The sequence below is a fragment of the Dongia deserti genome (genome assembly GCF_003574735.1).
Taxonomy (GTDB): Bacteria; Pseudomonadota; Alphaproteobacteria; order Dongiales; family Dongiaceae; genus Dongia_A; species Dongia_A deserti.
Map to the genome: position 1 here is coordinate 41,276 of NZ_QORW01000012.1, position 21,432 is coordinate 62,707.

Below are 21,432 nucleotides of genomic sequence, written 5' to 3' on the forward strand. Positions count from 1 at the left end.
CCGGCTAGAGGAACGTGCGCGCGACGGTTTCGCGCCAGTTGCGGCTAGCCACGCGCTTGCCGTTCTCATAGGCATCCAGGCGGCCGGTCAGGATCAACTCGCTGTTGGTGGAGGCCATGATAGTCTCGGTCTCCACGTGGATGTCCCAGCCGTCGCGCTTGAGATCCTGGCTCTGCGTGATCCGGTAATGCGCGCTGAGCGGATCGTCGGGATGGATCACGAGCTCGCGCCGTAGCGCGTGGTTCACGGTCACATCGATCTCATCGAACCGGAGGATACCCTCGCCGAATACACCTCCCTCTCCGTCGGTGACGTAGGTCACGACGCCGGTGAGAAGATCGTGGTGGATCTCGCGCTTGATGCGTCCTTCCGCGACTTTGCTGACCGGCGTCAACGGCGCGGACTCAGGCGGCGCAAAGGGGTTCGCGCCGTCGTATTTCTGCGGTGCCCGTACCGGCAGTTCCAGCCGTGTGTTCGCCGTGTGCACGGTCAGCATAATGCGTTCCGGTGTCGGCCAGATCAGCGGCCAGTAGGCGGTGGAGATCGCGAGCCGCAGACGGTGCCCAGCCGCGAACCGATGTCCGAGCACATTCAGCTTGATGCGCGCGCGATAACGCTTGCCCGGCTCGAGGCGCTGCGGCTTGTCGTGACCAGCCAGGTGATTGAGGTTGAACACCGCATAGCTGGCGCGCAGCGCGGCACCGTCCGGAAACAGATCGCTGAGCCGCACGCCAACCTGCGCAACCGCGCGATCGACCGAGAATTCCAGATCAAGCACCGGAAAGCCCAGCAGGTCGAGATCCTGGGTCAGCGTCGCGGAATCGAACACCAATGATCCCGCGTCATCGATGCGCTGATCGAGCGGCATCTCGCCCGGACAGCCGGCGCCCATCCATTCACCGCAGCCGATGCCGACCGTCTGCGGTGAGCAAATGGCGAGATCGGCCGCCGCTTGCGCAGACTGCGACAGCACGCCGGCACCGAGGGACCAGGCTTGCGTTGCGACGCTCGGGCTGGGCCAGGTCTGGTCGCCGACCCACCTGCCCTCGCGGTAGGTGGCAGTGGTTGTCGGCTGTGCGCCGTCTTCCAGCCAGGACCATAGCATCGGCCCATCCATCGCGCCGTTCTTGGCATTCTTCAGCCAGTGATCCCACCACTTCACCGCTTCCTGCAGGAAGCCGAATGCCGGGCCCGGCATGCCGTCATGCGGATAAAGATGCGCCCACGGCCCAATAATCGCGCGCCGTGGCACTTTCAGATGCTCGAGCATGCGTGGAATCGCGTTGGTATAGGCATCCGCCCAGCCGCCGACCAGCATCACCGGGCACTGGATCGCGCCGTAATCCTCGCAGATGGAGCCGTGCCGCCAATAGTCGTCGCGCGTCGGGTGCTTCATCCAGAGCGCCGGCCAGAACGGCATCTCGTCGAGACGCTTCAGCCAGTTTTCGCGCCAACCTTCGCCGAACAGCAGCGGATCGGCCGGGCGCGCCTGGAAGCCCATCATGATCGCGCCCCACCAGTGATTGTCGTTGAGCAGGCACCCGCCCATGTAGTGGATGTCGTCGGCATAGCGGTCGTCGGTCGAGCAGACCGACAGCACGGCTTTGAGCGGCTCCGGCCGCATGGCAGCAATCTGCAGGCAATTGAACCCGCCCCAGGACTTGCCCATCATGCCGACCTTGCCGTCGCACCAGCGCTGGCGCGTGATCCAGTCAATCACCTCCACCGCGTCGTCGAGCTCGAGCTGCAGGTACTCGTCCTGCAGCACGTCGTCGGATTCACCGGAGCCGCGCATGTCGACGCGGATCGCCGCATAGCCGTGGCCGGCGAAATAGCCATGCATCGGTTCATCGCGCCCGCGGGTGCCATCGCGCTTGCGGTAGGGGATGTATTCCAGAATCGCCGGCACCGGATGCGTCTCCGCATCCTCCGGCAGCCACATGCGTGCCGCGAGGCGGCAACCATCCTTCAGCGTGATCCAGAAATGCTCGACCTTCTTGATCTTGTTTGGGAGCTCGTCGAGCTTGCGGTGCACGGTCATCAACCAGCCTTTCGTCTTCGGCTCAATACTTCGTCCAGCCAATCCGGCCGCATCTCCGGGACCGAGGACAACAGCAATTCCGTATAGGGGTGGAACGGCGGGCTGAACACCTGCTCGGTCGGACCATTCGCCACCATCTTTCCTTTCAGCATGACGGCAACCTTGTTGGCGATGCGGCGAACTGTCCCGAGGTCGTGCGTGATAAATAGGAACGCGACACCGGTGTCATCCTGGATGCGTCGCAACAGGCGCAGGATCTCATCCGCCACCAGCGGGTCGAGTGCCGACGTGATCTCATCGCAGATGATGATGTCCGGCTCTGCCGCCAACGCCCGCGCGATGCACACGCGCTGCTTCTGGCCGCCGGACAACTCGTGCGGCCGCCGCTTGATGTAGTCCGGCGGCAAGTCGATCTGTTGCAGCAGTTCCTCCACGCGGACGCGCACCTCCGCCCTGCGCTTGCCGAAATAGAACTGCACTGGCCTGCCGATGATATCGAGCAGCGTCTGGCGCGGATTGAGCGCCACGTCCGGCATTTGATAGATCATCTGTATGCGCCGAAGCTGTTCCTTGCTGCGATCCTGCAGCCGCGGCTTCAAGCTGGCGGCATCGAACAGGACATCGCCCTGCCGGCGCGGCAGAAGCCCCACGATGACCCGCGCCAGAGTGCTCTTGCCGGAGCCGGATTCGCCGACGATGGCCAGCGTGTCACCACGCCGGACGTCGATTGAGACATCATCGATCACGTTGACCGTGCCGCGATAGGCGGCGACGACATTCTTCACCTCCAGGACCGGTCGGTCGCCCGCAGCGTGATCTTCGACAAACCGGCTCTGCTCGGCCGCCACTCGCTCCGCCACCAGCATACGGGTGTAATCCATCCCGGGCTGTTGCAGGATCTGGGTCGCGGTGCCCTGCTCCACCATCTTGCCGCCGCGCAGCACCATGATGCGGTCAGCGATCTGCGCGACGACCGCAAGGTCGTGCGTGATATAGAGCGCGGCAGTGCGATGCTCGCGGATCAGCTTCTTGAAGGATGCCAGCACCTCCACCTGGGTCGTGACGTCGAGCGCCGTGGTGGGTTCGTCGAACACCAGGAGGTCCGGCTTGGCGATCATGGCCATCGCCGCCATCGCACGCTGCAGCTGCCCGCCGGAGACCTGATGGGGATAACGCTTTCCGAACACGTCGGGATTGGGCAGATCCAGCTCCCTGAACAGCCGGATCGCATCCATGCGGACCTGCGCACGGTTCATGAGTCCGTGCTTCAGGGCGACCTCCGCCACCTGATCGAAGATCGTGTGCGCCGGATTGAAAGCGGCCGCGGCGCTCTGCGCGATATAGGCCACCTTGACGCCGCGAAGGCTCTGCCGGCCTCGCACGCTCAGCCCGCGCAGATCGCTGCCGTGCAGCATGATCTGCCCGCCGGTGATCTGGCAGCCGGTGCGCGCATACGCCAGGGTCGAGAGTCCGATGGTCGACTTGCCCGCGCCGGATTCGCCGATCAGGCCCAGCACCTCGCCCGCATTCAGGGTGAAACTGATGTCATCAATCAGGGTGACGCGTTGGCCGGTCTCAGTGACGGCCTCGATCCGCAGGTTGCGGACATCGAGGATCTGACCTTCGGCTTTGGGCCTTACTTGCGCCATGCGGGCCTCACGCGTTCTCACCCTGGGGACGCGAATACATCGACAGCAGCCAATCGACCACCATATTGACGCCAATGGTCAAGAGCGCGATCGCAGCCGCCGGATAGAGCGGCGCGGCGATTCCGGCGGGAATGGCGAGTGCGCTTTCCTTGACCATGCTGCCCCAGTCCGCATCGGGCGGCTGGACGCCGAGCCCCAGGAAACTCAGTGCCGCCACGAACAGGAAGGCGAAGCAGAAACGCAGACCGAACTCCGCCGCAAGGGGCGGCAGCGCGTTCGGCAGGATCTCGCGCAGGATGACCCACATCAGGCCTTCGCCGCGCAACCGCGCCGCTTCCACGTATTCCAAAACCACGACGTTCATGGCTACCGACCGCGCGACACGGAACACATAGACTGAATAGAGCGAGCCAATCGTGAGGACGATGATCGTCGCTCCCGTGCCGAAGCCCGACAGGATGATCAGCGCCCACATGAGGTTCGGGATGGAGAGAACGACATCCGCGACGCGGGAGAACAGCATGTCGATCCATCCGCCGAAGATGGCGGCGGCAAGCCCGGTAACGACCCCGACGACAAAAGCGAGGATGGTTGCGAGCATTGCCAGGCCGATGGAAATGCGGCCGCCGTAGAGGATGCGCGAGAACATGTCGCGCCCGATCTGGTCGAGCCCCAGCCAATGTTCGGGCGAGGGCGGATCCCAGCGCCCGCCCATCGGCAGGTTGGGATCATGCGGTGCGACCCAGGGCGCAAGAATGGCGCCACCGACGCAGGCGAGAATGATCAGCGTACCGATGATCGCAGTGAGCGTGATCCTGATGCCGCCGACTCTCATCGCTCTCTCACCGCGGATGCCGGAGCCGCGGATTGCTGAGAATCGACAGCACATCCGCGATCAAGTTTAGGCCGATGAACACCACGGCGAAGATCAGGCCGCACGCTTGTACCACCGGCACGTCGCGCTTGGAAACCGCATCCACCATCAGCCGGCCGAGGCCGTTGTAGGTAAAGACCGCCTCCACGACCACCACGCCCACGATGAGATAGGCCAGGTTCAGCGCGATCACGTTGATGATCGGCGCCATCGCGTTCGGGAGCGCGTGCCGCACCACGATCCGCGCTTTGGATAACCCCTTGAGCAGCGCCATCTCGATATAGGGACTGGCCATGACGGTCAGCACCGACGTGCGGGTCATGCGCATCATGTGCGCGATCACGACCAGCACGAGCGTCAGCATCGGCAGGAATGTGGCATAGAGGTGTTGCGTAAAGGTCTGTTCCGGCTTGAAGGTGGCGATCGCCGGGAACCAGCGGAACTGCACGGCCAGAAACAGGATGAGGATGTAGCCGATGAAGAATTCCGGCATCGAAATCGCCGCGAGCGTGCTGATGTTCACGAGCCGATCGTAGATGCTGTTGCGGTAGATGGCGGCCAGGATGCCCAGGAACACCGAAAGCGGCACCGCGATGAGCGCGGCGTAGGCGGCCAGGAACAAGGTGTTCCACAGGCGCGGGCCGATGACATCCGCGACCGGGCGCTTGTTAGCCAGCGACGTACCGAAGTCGCCGTCAACAGCGCCGCGCAGCCATTCGACATAGCGCTCGTAGGGCGGTCGATCGAGACCGAGTTCGGCGCGGATCGCGGCGACATTCTCGGGTGTCGCTTGCTGGCCAAGGATGTTGGTGGCGATGTCCCCCGGAAGCCACTCGGTCACGGCGAAAATCAAAGCCGAAACGAGAATCAACGTCAGGATACCCAACACCAGCCGCTGACCGAGCAGTTTCAGCATTCATCCCCCTCCGCTCCGGGCGGCATATCGGCGCCCGCCCCTCGACTCGCCGCGTTGGCTACCGGCTTGCGGCAACACTAGCGCCAAGCCGCTTCCTCTCCAAGGGGGCGTGGCGCGGAAATGTCCGATAAAATCAAGGAAATAGGGCGGCGGCCACCGATCCGCCGCCCGTGAAACCAAACTGTCCGCTAAGCCTCGATCCAGGCTTTCTGGACGATCCGGCTGTTGCACAAGTCGAACATGCCGTGCGGCGTGTGCCCCTTGACCTTGACGTCGTGCACGTCGAGCCAATCCTTGAACAGCGGGATCAGCGCCCCACCCTGCTCGTGCAGCATGCGCTGCATTTCCCAGATGTAGGTCTTGCGCTTGGCCTGATCGGTCGTCGCCTTCGCGTCGGCCAGCAGCTTGTCAAACGCCTCGACCTTCCAGTGCGTGTCGTTCCACGGCGCGCTGGACTGGTACGCCACTGCCAGCATCTGCGTCGCCGCCGGCCGCCCGCCCCAGTAGGAGGTCATGAATGGCGCCTTCAGCCAAACGTTCTCCCAGAAGCCGTCTGCCGGCTCACGGCGGACCGTGACGTTGATGCCGGCCGCCGCAGCCGTCGCCTGGAACAGCACCGACATGTCGATCGCGCCATTGAAGGCCGCATCAGACGCCGAGAGGATGACATCCTTGGGCCCGAGACCGGCCTTGTTCGCATGGAATGCCGCCTTCTCCGGATCGTATTCGCGCTGCGGCAGCTCATTGTTGTGGTAGGGATCGGATTCCGGGATCGGATGGTCGTTGCCCCGCCGCGCGAATTTGCCGAACAGCATCTGCACCAGCTTCTCGCGGTTCATGGAGTATTTCAGCGCAAGCCGGACATCCGGATTGTCGTACGGCGCCTTGTCGCACATCATCGGCATGATGAAGTGATAGCCCGCCGCGGCTTGTACCAGCTCGAAATTGCCGGCGGCCTCGATCTGATCCACCAGCGGCACCACGACACGGTGAGTCACATCAACTTCACCGGCCAGCAGTGCCTGCATGCGCGCCGCATCGTCGTTGATGACGGAGAGCTCCGCGGATTCCAGGTTGCAGCGGCCTTCCTTCCAATAGCCGCCGCGATTGGTCAGGATGGCGCGCACGCCGGGCTCGAAGTTCTCCAGCTTGTATCCGCCGGTGCCGATCGGGTTGGACCAGTCGGTGAAGTCCTTGGGCACGACCAGAACGTGATAGTCGCTGAGCACGTACGGCAGATCGGCGTCCGGCGCTTCCAGCGCGATCTTGACCTGATGCGTGTCCATCTTGACCACATCCTTGATCGGCCGCATGGGGCCGGCGGCGCCGGATGTGGAGTCACCACGATGCAGGTTGATCGAGTAGATGACATCATCGGCATCCAGCGTCTTGCCATTGCTGAAGGTGATGCCCTTACGGACATTGCAGACCCATTCGGTTGCATCGTCGCTGGGTTCGAGCGTCTCGAAGAGCTCGGGCTGGATCTGGTTCTTGGCGTCGACCTCGACCAAGCCGTCATAGATGCTGGTCGAGATGTTGATCATCGTCGTATCGGTGTAGGTCCGGATGTCGAGGCTGTCCGTGGTGCTGCCGCCGGCGATGCCGACGCGCAGATGACCGCCCTTCACTGGGGTTTGTGCGAAGCCGGCTTTCGCCAGCACACCGCTGGCGATCGACGTGGCGACGCCCAGCGCCGCGGCACGACGCATGAACTCACGCCGGCTCACGCGGCCGTTGGTGACGGCGCGCTGCAACTCATCCCATTGATTCATGCCCATTCTCCCTCTTCCCTGAGTTCGGCTTATGCATTCATTACCGTGTGCACGCGTTACTATGCAGATGGACTTTGCTCCGCACAATCGCGGACAGTCCGCGTCACGTGAGATATTCGATGCCGAACGCTGCCGTTTTTTCTGCCACTGGCAATGCAGCAACTCGGCCAGGGCACGCGCGAAATCGACAAGGGCCCGCTCTGCGGCACTGCAAAAGTGCAAACGTGCGCAGGAATCTGTGCGGCAGCCCACGCACGACGATCAACCGCTGCGGGACGCCGGCGGCTTCGAGCGCCGCCGCATATTCCAGGGCATCCGGAAGGATTACGTCCAGCCCCGCGGCGCAGATGACGGCCGGCGGCAGACGCGAGAAGTCGCGCGCCATCGGCGGCATGGCATACGGGTCCTCCACATCGCGCGGAAATGACAGATAGGCACCGATGGCGTCGGAAACAGCTGCCGCGTCCAAGCCTGGGCTGGCCGGCGCGATTGAAGGCCGATTGGTGCGCAAGGCCGGATAGATCAGTCACTGCGCCCGCAGACGCGGTCAGCCATCATTGCGCGCCATCAGGGCTATGCCGGCGGCAAGCGCGCCGCCTGCGCTATCACCAAACGCCGCAATCCGGCGCGGATCGAGGTTATATTCGCCGCCGTCTTCGACCACCCAGTTGAGGGCGTCCCACACATCGTACAGTGCCGCAGGATATTTGTGTTCCGGTGCCAAGCGATAATCGACGGCAAGGACCGCGGCTTCCGCGTGCAGCGCAAGACGCACTACCGGTAGATCATGGCTGTCCAGCCCGCCGAACATCCAGAAACCGCCATGGCAATACACGATGACAGGCGCTGGGCTGCTCGCCTTCGGGGGCCGATAGAGCCGGACGGCGATATGGCCGCTGAGACCGAGAACCTCGAAATCCTCTGACTCGACGCCGAGGGGAAGTGGCGCGTGCCAACGCCGCCAGAATGCGTCGTAAAGCGCACGCTGCTCCGCGATCGGCCGAGTGGAGAAGTGCCGGTCGAACGTCTTGTCCTGGTCGACCGCAAACGCGGCGATATCAGGATCCAGCACGCCAGGGTCCCCTCACCTGTTGCGGGACGGGCCGAAAGCATGAAGCCAGGGAAAACGCCAGTTGACAAATTCCGTCAAGCCATGACGAATAACGACGAAAGCACGTCATGTGCTCCTGAGGGTGGATCATGAAGCCGGAGCCGCGGATCCAGGCCGCGCCGATCGAGACGCCGCAGACGATCGCCTTTCTGATCGTGCCGCAATTTTCCATGCTGGCATTCGTCTCGGCGGTGGAGCCGCTGCGCGTCGCGAATCGGCTCGCTGGCCGCGAGCTTTATCGCTGGATCGTGGTCTCACGCGATGGCAAGTCGGTAACGGCTTCAAACGGCATGTCGCTGTTGGCCGATCACGGCTTGGACGGCAGGCTGGAGGTCACGTTCGCCGTCGCGTGCGCGGGCTTCGAGCCCGAGCGCTACTTCGACCGCACGATCCGCAAGTGGCTGACTGGGCTGAACAGCCGCTCAGTCGATCTCGGCGCCATCGATACTGGCAGCTTCTTTCTTGCCTGGGCGGGATTGCTGGACGGTTATCGCGCAACCACGCATTGGGAAGGGCTGGACTCCTTCCGCGAAGCCTTTCCAAAGGTCGAGGCTGACAGCGGCTTATTCGTGATTGACCGCAACCGCCTCACCTGTGCCGGCGGGACGGCGGCACTCGACATGATGCTGCACTTGATTTCGCTGCAGCACGGCCATCGCCTGGCTGCCGCCGCATCGGAGCAGTTCATCCATGCGCGCATCCGGCCGCCCAGCGATCGCCAGCGCATGGAACCGCCGGCCCGCCAAGGTGTCACGCATCCCGGCCTATCGCAGGCGCTCTCGCTCATGGAGCAGAATCTCGAAGAGCCGCTCGACGCTGCGGCGCTGGCGAAGAAAGCCGGCCTCTCCTTGCGCCAGCTGGAGCGGCTGTTCCATCGGCACTTCTCCATGACGCCGCATCGCTACTACCTGGATCTGCGGCTGCAGCGGGCGCGCGCCCTGCTGCAATATAGCGACCTGGCGGTGGTGGAGATCGCGGTCGCCAGCGGTTTTGCCTCGCCCGCGCATTTCTCGCGCGCCTACCGATCCTGGGCCGGCAAGGCACCGACCAAAGAGAGGCGCCGCACGCAGGGCGGAATCATGCCGGCCCTGCGCTAGTCGCGCCGATCCAACCTGATGTCGTAATTCGTCAACACTTGTTCGCCTCGCGGAACCACGATTCCAGCAATCGGAGCTGCACCCAAGAGGAGCTATCCAATGAACACCGAAGTCATCGTGACCTGCGCGATCACCGGTGCCGGCGACACGGTCGGCAGACATCCAGCGATCCCCGTCACGCCGAAGCAGATCGCCGATTCTGCGATCGAAGCGGCCAAGTCCGGCGCCACCATCTGCCACATGCACGTGCGCGATCCGGAGACCGGCAAGGGCTCGCGCGACGTGAAGCTCTATGCCGAGGTGGTCGATCGCGTGCGTTCCTCCGGCGTCGACATGATCGTCAACCTGACCGCCGGCATGGGCGGCGATCTCGACATCGGCCCGGGCGAGGCGCCGCTGAAGTTCGGCCCCTACACCGACCTGGTCGGCCCGATCGAGCGCCTGAAGCATGTCGAGGAGCTGCTGCCGGAGATCTGCACCCTCGATTGCGGCACGCTCAATTTCGGCGACGGCGATATGATCTATGTGTCGACCCCGAAGCAGCTGCGCGCCGGCGCCAAGCGCATCCAGGAGCTGGGGGTGAAGCCGGAGCTGGAGGTGTTCGATACCGGCCATCTCTGGTTCGCCAAGCAGATGCTGAAGGAAGGCCTGCTCGACGCGCCGCCGATGTTCCAGTTCTGCCTCGGTATTCCCTGGGGTGCACCGGCCGACACGACCACCATGAAAGCGATGAAGGACAATCTGCCGGAAGGTGCGATCTGGGCCGGGTTCGGCATCGGCCGCATGCAGATGCCGATGGTGGCGCAGGCCATGCTGCTCGGCGGCAATGTACGCGTCGGCCTCGAGGACAATCTGTACCTCGAGAAAGGCGTCTATGCCAGCAACGCGACCTTGGTGGACCGCGCTGTCGATATCATCCAGAAGCTGGGCGGTCGGCCGCTGACGCCGGCGGAAGGCCGCAAGAAGCTCGGCCTGAAGCCGCGCAATTGAGATCACGCGAGGAAAAACGCATATGGCTTACATTACCGACATCAAGACCTTCGCCGTAATCGGCGCCGGCGTGATCGGCAGCGGCTGGGCAGCGCGCGCACTCGCCAACGGCCTCGACGTCGTCGCCTGGGATCCGGCGCCCAATGGCGAGCAGGCCTTGCGCGCCAACATCGCCAACGCCTGGCCGGCGCTGGAGCGCGTCGGATTGAAGCCCGGTGCCAGCCAGAGCCGCCTCAAGGTCGTGAAGACAGTCGAGGAGAGCGTGAAGGATGCCGACTTCATCCAGGAGAGCGCACCGGAACGCGAGGACCTGAAGCGCAAGCTGCATGCCCAGATCACCGGGGCTTGCAAGCCGAACGCAATCATCGGCTCCTCGACCTCGGGGCTGCTGCCGAGCGATTTCTACAGCGATGCGGTCAATCCTGATCGATGCCTGGTCGGCCATCCGTTCAATCCGGTTTATCTGCTGCCGCTGGTCGAAGTGGTGAAAGGCAAGAGGACGTCGCAGGAAGCAGCCGATGCCGCCGCGCAGATTTATGCTGCCCTCGGCATGCACCCGCTGAAGCTGAGCGCGGAGATTCCCGGCTTCGTCGCCGACCGCCTGCTGGAAGCGGTATGGCGTGAGAGCCTGCACATGATCAATGAGGGCGTCGCCACCACGGCCGAGATCGACGATGCGATCCGCTTCGGCTGCGGCATCCGCTTCTCCTTCATGGGCAGCTTCCTGATCTATACGTTGGCGGGCGGCGATGCCGGCATGCGCCACTTCATGGAACAGTTCGGCCCGGCCCTCGAGCTGCCCTGGACCAAGCTCAAGGCCCCGCCCCTCACCGACCAGCTGATTGATCGCGTGGTCGAAGGCACCGATCAGCAGAAAGGCAGCCGCTCCATCAAGCAACTCGAGCGCTATCGCGACGATGCCATCATCAGCGTGATGGAAGCGATCAAGGGCGCCAAGCAGCGCCACGGCCTGCGACCGGACGAGTGATATGACGATCGCGGCGCCGCTCAGCCTATACCGGACCAGGGTGAAGCCGGAATGGGTGGATTACAACAACCACCTGAATGACGGCTATTACCTGGTCATTTTCAGCCTCGGCGGCGTCGATGCCTTCATGGACCTGATCGGCATGTCGGATGCCGAGCGACGCGCGACCAAAACCACGATCTATACCCTCGAGGCGCATGTCAATTACCTGCGCGAGGTGAAGCTGGATGAAGAGGTCGAGATCCGCACTCAGCTGATCGGCTTCGATCAGAAGCGCTTCCAGCTCTATCTCACCATGCACACGGCGCGGCTGGGGGACGAGATTGCGGCGGCATCGGAGTTCATGCTCGTTAACATCGACACCTCTGGTGAGCCGAGATCGGCGCCGTTCCGGCCCGAGGTCGCCGCCAAGCTGGCGGAGATCATGGAAGCGCACAAGGCCTTGCCCCTGCCCGCCTATTCGGGGCGGACGATCGCCCTGCCGCAGAAGAAGTAGAGAGACCGCCATGGATTTCGGCCTGACCTCGGAACAGCAAATGCTGGTCGACAGCATCCGCGCCTTCGTGGAGCAGGAGCTGAAGCCCTACGAGGACGAGGTCGAGCGCACCAATCAGGTGCGGCCGGAGCTGATCCAGCAGATCCATGCGGCCGCGATCAAGACCGGTTTCTACGCGGCCAACATGCCGGAGGAGCTGGGCGGCGGTGGCCTCGACCACATCGCACTGACCCTGATGGAACGCGAGCTCGGCCGCACCTCGTTCGCACTGCAATACGCGGTGGCGCGGCCCAGCAACATCCTGCGCGCCTGTCAGGGCGAGCAGATCGAGCGCTACCTACTGCCGGCCATTCGCGGCGAGCGGGTCGAGTGCCTGGCGCTCACCGAGCCGAATGCCGGCTCCGACCTGCGCTCCATGCAGACACGCGCCGAATCCGATGGCGACGACTTCGTCATCAACGGCACGAAGCATTTCATCTCCTACGCCGATGTCGCCGACTTCATCGTGCTGTTCGCCGCGAGCGGCGCGGAGGAAACCGGCAAGGGTACCAAGAAAAAGATCACCTCGTTCCTGGTCGATAAGGACACACCGGGCCTGGATGTGCACATGGGCCCGCATTCCGTGTCGCATCGCGGCTTCCACCACTGCGAGCTGGTGTTCACCAATTGCCGCGTTCACAAGCGCCATGTGTTGGGCGAGGTGCATCGCGGCTTTGATGTCGCCAACCAGTGGCTAGGCGCCACCCGCCTGACGGTCGCCGCCCAATGCGTCGGCCGCGCTCAGCGCGCGATGGAAATGGCGACGCAATGGGCCGCCACCCGCAAGCAGTTCGGCCAGGCCATCGGAAAATTCCAGGGCGTCTCCTTCAAGCTGGCCGATATGGCGACGGAGATCGAGGCGGCGAACCTGCTCTGCCTGCAGACCGCCTGGAAGACCGACCAGGGCACCGTAGCCGATGCCGACTACGCGATGGCAAAATTGTTCGCAACGGAGATGCTCGCGCGGGTGACAGACCAGACTGTCCAGATCTTCGGCGGGATGGGCTTGATGGAGGAAGTCGGCGTGGAGCGCCTGTGGCGCGACGCGCGAGTCGAAAGGATTTGGGACGGTACTTCGGAAATTCAGCGGCACATCATCTCGCGTAGTCTATTGAGGCCATTAGAATAGGCATACGCGCGTGTGTCCCATCTTTCGCGCGGACTAGCCGCTATAGTTAATGCGGTGCTAAGAAAAAGGACGCATTGTATGCGTCTCGATTTTTCTCATTCCCAAGCACATTGCAGTGTGCGGGATCAACCGGACCGCCGATAACGCTCCAAGTAAGACTGAGGCACGCTGTCTCCAATGACGTGTCCATTGGAGACAGTACCGTGTCCGACCAGGTGAATGTTGGCGACTATTCTCTCGAGATCAGCGGCGACGAAGTAGTCGTCCGCGACGAGAGCGGCGCGATTGTCGAGACGGTCGATCTCGATGACGTCGACGGCGAGCTGACACTGCCCGACGGTCAGAAGATCGATCTGGCCTCCATCCTCGCCGACTCTGATCTTGAGAATTTCCAGACGGCCGCTGGCCCGGCGAACGATAATACCGGGTCTGTGAATGGCGGCGCCGGCATCTTCACGCCCTTCCACACGGAACCGGACAAGTTCGGCGGCCTGGATTCGGCCGGCACGCTGGGCGGCACTTCGCTCAGCTTCGACGCGCTGAACACGGACGAAAAGAAGGCCTACGATCCGAACGAGGAAGTCGAAGCGCCGATCCTAGTGACCTGGAACAGTCACGACGGCTGGCAGATCTCCGAAAACCAGTCCGGCGGCTCCTTCGGCAAGGTCGTCAGCGGCAATCCGGCGGATTTCACATTCGAAGTTTCCGATGATCGGTTTGAAATCGTCGACGGCATCCTGCAAGTGCGCGATGGCGTCAGCTTCGACTATGAGACCGAGTCTGGAATCGACATCGAAGTTAAAGCCACGTCGCGCAGCGGTGACGTCCAGACGGTGTCGATCCATATCGGCGTGACCGACGTCAACGAGGCGCAGACTGAGCTTGTGATCGACGGCAAGGCTGCCAACGAGAACGCGGCAGGCGCCATCATCGGTAGCCTGACTGTCGCCGACCCGGACCAGAACGACACTCAAACCTTCGAGGTCTCAGACGATCGCTTTGAGATCGTAAATGGTCAGCTGAAGCTGAAGGACGGCGCATCGCTTGACCACGAGAGCGAGCCGACGGTCGACGTCACGCTCACCGCGACCGATGGCGCCGGCAATCAGATCCAGCGCACCTTCACCATCAACGTTGGCGACGTGAACGAGGCGCCGACCGCTATCGATCTCTCCGGCAACACGCTGGTCGAGAACGCCGCGGGCGCCGTGGTCGGCACCCTCTCCGCCATCGACCCCGATGCCGGCGATACCCACAGCTTCGAGGTCTCGGACGATCGCTTCGAGGTCGTGAACGGGCAGCTCAAACTGAAGGACGGTGTCTCGCTCGACTTTGAGGACGAGCCTAGCCTCGACGTCGTCGTCACCGCGACGGATAGCGCCGGGAACAAGGTGCAGGAGACGTTCACGCTTTCGCTCGGCGACACCAACGAGGCGCAAACTGCGCTGATGCTCGACCAGAACCAGGTGGCGGAGAACGTCTCGGGTGCCGTTATCGGCACTCTGAGCGTCGCCGACCCGGATGGTGGCGACAGCCAAACGTTCCAGGTCTCCGACAGCCGGCTCGAGGTCGTGAACGGCCAACTCAAGCTGAAGGACGGCGTCTCACTCGACTTCGAGACCGAGCCGACGGTGAAGCTGCAAGTGACCGCGACTGACAAGGGCGGCAACCAGATCACCGAGAACTTTACGGTCAATATCGGCAACGTCAACGAGACCCAGACTGCCCTCACCCTAAGCAAGAGCACCGTCGTCGAGAATGCGAAGGGCGCCGTCATCGGTGCCGTCTCCGTCATCGATCCGGATGCCGGCGACAAGCAGAGCTTCACGGTTTCCGACAGCCGCTTCCAAATCGTCAATGGCCAACTCAAGCTGAAGAGTGGTGTGTCGATCAACTACGAAGCCGAGCCTGAGGTCGATGTTACGGTGACCGCGACCGACACGGCCGGCCACAAGATTTCGCAGACCTTCACGATCGACGTCACGAACGTGAACGAGAAGCAGACCGCGATGGCTTTGAGCAGCGCCACGGTCACGGAGAACGACAAGGGCGCCATCATCGGCACGCTCAACGTATCCGATCCGGACGCCGGCGACGTGCAGAGCTTCAAGGTGTCCGACAATCGCTTCGAAGTTGTCGACGGTCAGCTCAAGCTGAAGGACGGCGTGTCGCTGAACTACGAATCCGCTGCCAATGTCAAAGTCAAGGTGACGGCGACCGACACCGGCGGCAACCAGATCAGCAAGACCTTCACCATCAACGTGCAGGACGTCAACGAGGCGCAGACCAAGATGACGTTGAGCGGCACCAAAGTGTCGGAGAATGCCGCCGGCGCGGTGATCGGCACTCTGAAGGTGACCGATCCGGACAAGGGCGACACACAGACCTTCTCGGTCTCGGATGACCGGTTCGAGGTCGTGAGCGGCCAGCTCAAGCTGAAGGATGGCATTTCGCTGAATTTCGAGGAGGCGAAGTCTCTCAAGGTCAGCGTGACTGCCACCGACACCGCGGGTCATGACATCACCAAGACCTTCACCATCGGCGTCGGCAACGTCAACGAAGCGCAGACGGGCATGACCCTGAGCGCGAGCAAGGTGACGGAGAACGCCGCCGGGGCCTTGATCGGCACGCTGAAGGTCACCGATCCAGACGCCGGCGACAAGCAAAGCTTCACAGTCTCCGATTCCCGTTTCGAGGTGGTCAACAACAAGCTCAAGCTGAAGGACGGTGTCTCCCTCGACTTCGAGCAAGGCGCTACAGTCGACGTCGATGTGACTGCCACCGACAAGGGCGGCAACCAGATCACGCGCACCTTCAGCATCAGTGTCGGCGACGTGAACGAGGCGCAGACCGCGCTGACTATCGATCAGACGCAAGTGCCTGAGAATGCCGCTGGTGCCGTGATCGGTACGCTAACTGTGGCCGACCCAGACGCGGGCGACAGCCAGAGTTTCAAGGTCTCCGACAGTCGCTTCGAGGTCGTCAACGGCCAGCTCAAGTTGAAGGGCGGCATCGCGCTGGACCACGAGAACGAGAGCAGCGTCAACTTGACCGTGACTGCGACCGATAAGGCCGGCCACCAGATATCCCAAGCTTTTTCGATCGACGTCGCCAACGTCAACGAAGCGCCGGCAATCAAGAGCACCCATGGCACCGCTGCGGTTCGCATCGTCAACACCAGCGAATCCTATGATCCCCAGGCCAGCGAGGCCGCCGGCGACTATCTCTACGGCACCAAGGGCGCCTCGCTCTCGAAGTCGCACATCGCGTCAGGTGTGTCGACGGAGGCCCTGACCCTGTTTGCGCCGACGGATGTCACGGTCACCTTCCAGAAGGAGGGCGCGGGCTATCACAACATGGTTGGCGTCTATCAGTTCGACGACAATGGCAACATCATTCCGGGCTCAGTCAAGTTCGTCTGGCTGGATGCGACCGCAAGTACGGAGAACAAGATCGGCGCACCTTTGGTCAAAGACTTCCTGGGCTATAGCCAGCCCGGCACCGTTTCGCTCGGCACGCTGCCCGAAGGCACGCATGTCGGCTTCTTCACGATCGCCAATGGCGCCAGTGACAACGGCAACAAGGCGCTGCTGGCCAGCGCCGCCACCGGCGCGGCCAACCAGGCCGCGGCCATGGACGCCATTGCCAGCCAGCTTTCCATCAAGATCGACGCGAACGGGAACGGCCACGTTTACGTCGGCAACAGCCAGCTGAGCGGCGATACCTACTTCACGCACGACAAGAGTCTCAACACCGATTTCACCGGTGGCAATGACATCAATCACGCCATCGCCGGGGTCAGCGACAAGCTTCCGGGGCAACTTCTGATCGGGTTCGAAGATCTGAAGGGCGGCGGCGATCAGGACTACAACGACCTGGTCTTCAGCGTCGGAATGGGCACATACAACATCAACAAGATGACCCAGCAGTCGGTGCAGCCGACGGTCGACTTCTCCGACGTTGACGGCAGCACGCTGGCACAAGCCGTCATCCAGACCAGCGGCTTCCAGGCCGGCGACACCCTCAACGTTCCGCCCAGCAGCGATTTCAACGTCACGATCAGCCAGTCCGGCGCCGATCTCACCATTACCATCGTCGGCAAGACTAGCAACGAAACTCTCGACCAGTACGAGGACTTCGCCAATTCGATTTACTTCTCCACCAGCAGCAAGGTGGAGGGGCAGCGCCACATCGATTACACCATCACTGACAGCGGCGGCTTGACCTCGAATGTATCGACCGCCGACATCGGCGTGATCGCCAGCTACGAAATCTCCAGTTCCCAACTCGATAGCGGCCGAACCACGCTCGGCTCCGGCAATGATCTGCTGCACATCAATACCAGCAGCATCGGCCCGACCGACTTGGGCGACGGCTACGATACTGTCCACCTGGCCAAGCACGGCGCGTCCTTCGGCCACCAAGAGGCCATCAAGCTGGAGAACGTCGAGGCGATCGACACGACCGGCTACGGCGCGAACAGGGTGTCGCTGTCGATCCACGATGTCCTCAACATGACGGACGGCGACAACCGCCTCACCATCATCGGCGAGCAGGGTGATAGCGTCACGCTGACCAGCAGCGGCAACGCCCAATGGACTGTCGTCGAGGTCACGCAGGAATTTACGACCTATGCCTATAGCGATCCGTCGATGCAGGCGGTCGTCGAGATCAGCAACCAGATGAACGCCCAGGTGAGCTAGCGCCCCTACACTGGCTCACCTGGTAGTACAGTCGGCGCCGGCCCCACCGGCGCCGATCTTTTTGTGTTCTCAGCGGCCTTTGAAGTTTGCCTTGCGCTTCTCCGCAAAGGCCCGCACGCCTTCCTTCGCGTCCTCCGACAGGAGCGACTTCTCGTAGGTCGGCAGCTTGCCGGTACGGATCAGGCGGAAGCTGTCGCGGATCGAGTGCCCGTCCATCTCGCGCAGTGCCTCTTTCAGAGCCTGGATGGTGAGCGGTGCGCCTTCGGCGATCGTCGCGGCCCACGCGCGCGCCGCTTCCATCGGCTGGTCCTTGGGCACGATCTTATTGATCATGCCATAGTGCAGCGCCTCCTGCGCTGTCATGCGCCGGCCGAGCAGCAGCAGTTCCATCGCGATGTGGTGCGGCAAGCGGCGCGGCACGCGCTGGATGCCGCCGGAATCCGGCACGATGCCAATGGGCAGCTCCGGCAACGCGAACTCGACATGCTCGGCGCAGATGATGAGGTCACAGGCGATCGCCAGCTCGAACCCGCCGCCGAGCGCCAGGCCGTTGACCGCGGCGATGACCGGCTTGTTGAGGGTCCATAGCTCCGTCAGCCCAGCGAAACCGCCCGGGCCGTAATCCTGCGTCTCCCACCACTTGCCCACTTCTTCGTTCTCGTGGGCGGCCTTGAGATCCCAGCCGGCCGAGAAGATGCGATCTCCGGCTGCCGTGACGATCCCGACGCGGAGATCCGGGTCGTCCTGCAGTTGCTGGAATGCTGCGCCCAGGGCTCGGCTGGTCGCCAAGTCGATGGCGTTAACCTTCGGCCGATCCAGCGTCACTTCCATGACGTGGCCCTTCTTTTCGACGCGAACGGCGCTGCTCATGGTCCCACTCCTTGCTGTGCATGGCTGGCTCTACCAGCGCGCCACGGACTTTGTTGACGGATTTCGACACTTCCTCTAAGTCCGAACGACGCTGCGCCGAGTTGATTGCCAATAGGGACGACGAGTTTAACGACCGCCTTGCTGCGGCCAAGTCGGGGCTGACCGTGCGCGACACTGACCGAATGCTCATCGCCTGCCAGGGCGGGGATAGAGAAGCCTTTTCCGGGCTTTACCGGCTGACCTCCCCGCAACTATTTGGCCTGGCCTTCCGTATCCTAAGACGACGAGACTGGGCCGAAGAGGCGGTGCAAGAGTGCTTCGTTACGATCTGGCGCCGCGCCAAGGACTATCGGCCCGATCTAGGGCCGGCTCTACCCTGGATCACGGTGATCCTGCGCAACAAGTGCCTCGACCGGCTGCGGCGCGAAAAGCCGCTTCAGCCGCTCGACGAGTCCGCCGCGGCCGAACGCCCGGATGAGGGTCCTTCGCCGCTGGAAGGCGCTTTGGCCGCGGACGATGCCCGCCGTCTCAAAGGCTGCGTGGACCAACTGGACGAAGACCAGCGAAAGTCGATCCTGCTGGCCTATTATGAAGGACTGACGCATGAGCAACTGGCCGCCCGCCTGGCGGCGCCGCTGGGAACGGTCAAGAGCTGGGTCCGCCGCGGCTTGCAGCGCCTGAAGAGGTGCCTCGAGTCATGAGCATGGACAGCGATGACCTGAACGATCTGGCGGCCGAATACGTCCTCGGCACACTCGCGGGCGCGGAGCGCGTCGCGTTCGAGGCGCGCCTGCAGCGTGATCCGGCTGCAATGCGCGCGGTCGCGCGATGGGCCTCCCACCTGCAGCCGCTGGCCGACGCGCAACCGCCGATGATTCCGCCACCTCACTTGTGGCAGCGCATCGAACGCGAACTCGGATTGCCGTCGCGCTCGAAGATGCGCACGCCGATGTGGATCGCGGCTGCGGTGGCGGCGGCTTTGATCATTGTCGCGTTCCTGATTCCGGACCTCATGTTCAGGCCGACCGTGAATTCCGTCGCGCAGCTGGCACCGCAAGGCGGCCAACCGGCCTTCGTCGTCTCCGTGCTCGACGACCAGAAGAAGCTGCTGATCCGCGCGGCCAACGTCAGCGCGGTGCCGAACCAGTCCTACGAATTATGGGCCGTGCCGCCGGCGGGTGCTGCGCCGGTGTCGCTCGGTGTTATTGCGCCAACCGGCGAGACGGAGCGCGAGGTGGCGGAGAATGTGCGCGGATTGCTGACCATCGGTGCGACACTTGCCGTCAGCCTCGAGCCCGAAGGCGGATCGCCCACCGGCACGCCGACCACCGTGATGTTTGCCGGCACGCTGACCCCGCCGACAGAGTGATGTTTCACAAAGCCGTGAGCCGCGTCATCCGCCTGACGCAAGTTCACGTAACTCCCACGCGAGGCAACGTCGATCAGACGGCCTTCAGACAAGTGGGAGAAGTCGCAATGTTGATTCAGTCGAAGCGCCTGGACACGGGCGTCATCACCGATCGTCGCGCGCTGCTGCGCGGGGTTGGAACGGTCGGCCTGTCGGCCGCGGCGATTGCCGTGCTGGGTGGCTGCGAAAGCATGGCTGCGAGCAAGAGCGCTCGTGAGGCCGACGTGGAGATCCTCAACGTCGCGCTGGGCCTGGAGCATGAGGCGATCAATGCCTATCAGCTGGGCGCCGAAAGCGGTCTGCTGCAGGATCCAGTCTTGAAAACCGCCGTCATGTTCCAGGGCCATCACAAGGCGCATCGTGATGCGCTGGTCGCGACCATCCAGAAGCTGGGCGGAAAGCCGGCCGCCGAGAAGTCGATGAATGACTACGCGACGGCGTTGAATGCCGGCAGCTTGAAGAACCAGGGCGACGTGCTGCATCTCGCGGCGCGGCTCGAGCGGGGCGCGGCCAACGCTTATCTCGGCGTCATCCCGTCGTTCGGTGACAAGGGCCTGGCCCAGGTCGCCGGCCGCCTCGCCGCCGATGAGGCCATGCACTGGACCGTGCTGGCCAGCGCGCTGGGCGAGACCCTGCCTTCGAAAGCACTGAGCTTCGGCGCCTGAGGCACCTCGATCCTCCGCCGCGTTCCTCTACCCGCTGCATCGCTCATCGCTGATGCAGAGGGACGCGGCGGATGGATGCCCAACCCTTCCATGTGAGATCGATCATGCACCGATCGTTTGGATTGATGCTCGTCGCCCTCTCGTTCGCGTGCGTGCCCGGCGCATTTGCGGCCAATGCCGTCCGCGGCGAGGAGATCTACAACAGCCGTTGCATCGCTTGTCATTCGCCGGATGCCAACCGCGTCGGCCCCAAACATCGTGGCGTGGTAGGACGCAAGGCAGGTTCCCTGGCCGACTTCAACTCTTCCAAGGCGGTGCGGACCGCCGGCGTGGTTTGGGACGAGGAGACCCTCGACCAATGGCTGGCCGACCCGCAGGGCTTCATTCCGGGTCAGCGCATGAACTTCAAGGTCACCGATCCCACGGACCGGGCCGATCTGATCGCCTATCTCAAGACCCTCCAATAGCTGATCTAAGATTTCACACTGTGAAAACGGTGATGCAGCTAACACATTCTTCGACTTGTGAGATTATTTCACCCACAAACCGGGCAAATCAGAGATATATCTGCATTTCACACTGCAGAATAATATTGACACTGCCGGCCGCGAGTATGATCTATCCGGTTATCGCCCCGCTTGCAGGCAACAGTGTCAAAGTCATGCAGCCGAAGCCCCTTTTTAT

Annotated in this window: 16 protein-coding genes and 1 pseudogene; 10 read left to right on the plus strand and 7 right to left on the minus strand. The window is 63.0% G+C overall.

Translation table 11 applies throughout. The features are described from left to right. Window positions 1–4 precede the first annotated feature (4 nt). The 6 genes and pseudogenes from DTX69_RS19055 to DTX69_RS30755 all read right to left on the minus strand — a co-directional run bounded on the left by DTX69_RS19055 (window position 5) and on the right by DTX69_RS30755 (window position 8,324). Window positions 5–2,041 (minus strand): CocE/NonD family hydrolase, encoded by a 2,037-nt coding sequence (locus tag DTX69_RS19055; RefSeq protein ID WP_119303148.1) that lies wholly within the window; start codon window positions 2,039–2,041, stop codon window positions 5–7. Continuing rightward, complete coding sequence (locus DTX69_RS19060; RefSeq protein WP_119303149.1) at window positions 2,041–3,690, minus strand: ABC transporter ATP-binding protein; 1,650 nt, start codon at window positions 3,688–3,690, stop codon at window positions 2,041–2,043. Before DTX69_RS19060 ends, DTX69_RS19055 begins: the two co-directional genes overlap by 1 nt. Window positions 3,691–3,697: 7 nt before the next feature. Next, window positions 3,698–4,525, minus strand: a complete 828-nt coding sequence (locus tag DTX69_RS19065) for an ABC transporter permease (protein WP_119303150.1) — start codon at window positions 4,523–4,525, stop codon at window positions 3,698–3,700. Between the two features lie 7 nt (window positions 4,526–4,532). Beyond that, window positions 4,533–5,480, minus strand: a complete 948-nt coding sequence (locus DTX69_RS19070) for an ABC transporter permease (RefSeq protein WP_119303151.1) — start codon at window positions 5,478–5,480, stop codon at window positions 4,533–4,535. Window positions 5,481–5,668: 188 nt separating this feature from the next. After that, entirely contained in the window at window positions 5,669–7,252 is a 1,584-nt protein-coding gene (locus DTX69_RS19075) for an ABC transporter substrate-binding protein (RefSeq protein ID WP_284735919.1), read from the minus strand. Between the two features lie 103 nt (window positions 7,253–7,355). Continuing rightward, a pseudogene (locus DTX69_RS30755) lies at window positions 7,356–8,324 on the minus strand (alpha/beta hydrolase). Between the two features lie 128 nt (window positions 8,325–8,452). On the opposite strand from DTX69_RS30755, the gene DTX69_RS19090 reads away from it, so the two are divergent. The 6 genes from DTX69_RS19090 to DTX69_RS19115 all read left to right on the plus strand — a co-directional run bounded on the left by DTX69_RS19090 (window position 8,453) and on the right by DTX69_RS19115 (window position 17,805). Beyond that, window positions 8,453–9,460, plus strand: coding sequence for a GlxA family transcriptional regulator (locus DTX69_RS19090; protein ID WP_119303154.1), 1,008 nt, complete (start codon window positions 8,453–8,455; stop codon window positions 9,458–9,460). Window positions 9,461–9,559: 99 nt separating this feature from the next. Continuing rightward, window positions 9,560–10,450 carry a BKACE family enzyme gene (locus DTX69_RS19095; protein ID WP_119303155.1) on the plus strand — a complete coding sequence of 297 codons (891 nt, stop codon included), beginning with the start codon at window positions 9,560–9,562 and terminating at the stop codon, window positions 10,448–10,450. A gap of 22 nt (window positions 10,451–10,472) precedes the next feature. After that, window positions 10,473–11,438, plus strand: a complete 966-nt coding sequence (locus DTX69_RS19100) for an L-carnitine dehydrogenase (RefSeq protein ID WP_119303156.1) — start codon at window positions 10,473–10,475, stop codon at window positions 11,436–11,438. A 1-nt stretch (window position 11,439) separates the two neighbouring features. After that, a complete protein-coding gene (locus DTX69_RS19105; protein ID WP_119303157.1) occupies window positions 11,440–11,934 on the plus strand; it encodes a thioesterase family protein in 495 nt (164 codons plus the stop codon). A 10-nt stretch (window positions 11,935–11,944) separates the two neighbouring features. Continuing rightward, window positions 11,945–13,102, plus strand: coding sequence for an acyl-CoA dehydrogenase family protein (locus DTX69_RS19110; RefSeq protein ID WP_119303158.1), 1,158 nt, complete (start codon window positions 11,945–11,947; stop codon window positions 13,100–13,102). Window positions 13,103–13,305: 203 nt separating this feature from the next. Further along, window positions 13,306–17,805 (plus strand): DUF4114 domain-containing protein, encoded by a 4,500-nt coding sequence (locus tag DTX69_RS19115; protein WP_119303159.1) that lies wholly within the window; start codon window positions 13,306–13,308, stop codon window positions 17,803–17,805. A 69-nt stretch (window positions 17,806–17,874) separates the two neighbouring features. Here the strand turns inward: DTX69_RS19115 and DTX69_RS19120 are convergent, their stop codons facing one another. Next, the gene (locus tag DTX69_RS19120; RefSeq protein ID WP_119303160.1) at window positions 17,875–18,675 is read right to left on the minus strand and encodes an enoyl-CoA hydratase-related protein; all 801 of its coding nucleotides are present in this window, start codon (window positions 18,673–18,675) and stop codon (window positions 17,875–17,877) included. Window positions 18,676–18,728: 53 nt separating this feature from the next. Between DTX69_RS19120 and DTX69_RS19125 the strand changes: the two genes are divergently transcribed. The 4 genes from DTX69_RS19125 (at window position 18,729) to DTX69_RS19140 (ending at window position 21,215) form a co-directional block, all read left to right on the plus strand. Further along, window positions 18,729–19,376 (plus strand): sigma-70 family RNA polymerase sigma factor, encoded by a 648-nt coding sequence (locus DTX69_RS19125; RefSeq protein WP_162917361.1) that lies wholly within the window; start codon window positions 18,729–18,731, stop codon window positions 19,374–19,376. Then, window positions 19,373–20,044: an anti-sigma factor gene (locus tag DTX69_RS19130; RefSeq protein WP_119303162.1), complete on the plus strand. Its 672-nt coding sequence runs from the start codon at window positions 19,373–19,375 to the stop codon at window positions 20,042–20,044. The genes DTX69_RS19125 and DTX69_RS19130 overlap by 4 nt, the downstream gene beginning before the upstream one ends. Window positions 20,045–20,151: 107 nt before the next feature. Then, complete coding sequence (locus DTX69_RS19135) at window positions 20,152–20,748, plus strand: ferritin-like domain-containing protein (protein ID WP_119303270.1); 597 nt, start codon at window positions 20,152–20,154, stop codon at window positions 20,746–20,748. 104 nt (window positions 20,749–20,852) lie between these two features. Further along, a complete protein-coding gene (locus DTX69_RS19140) occupies window positions 20,853–21,215 on the plus strand; it encodes a c-type cytochrome (RefSeq protein WP_284735920.1) in 363 nt (120 codons plus the stop codon). The last annotated feature ends 217 nt before the right edge of the window (window positions 21,216–21,432 follow it).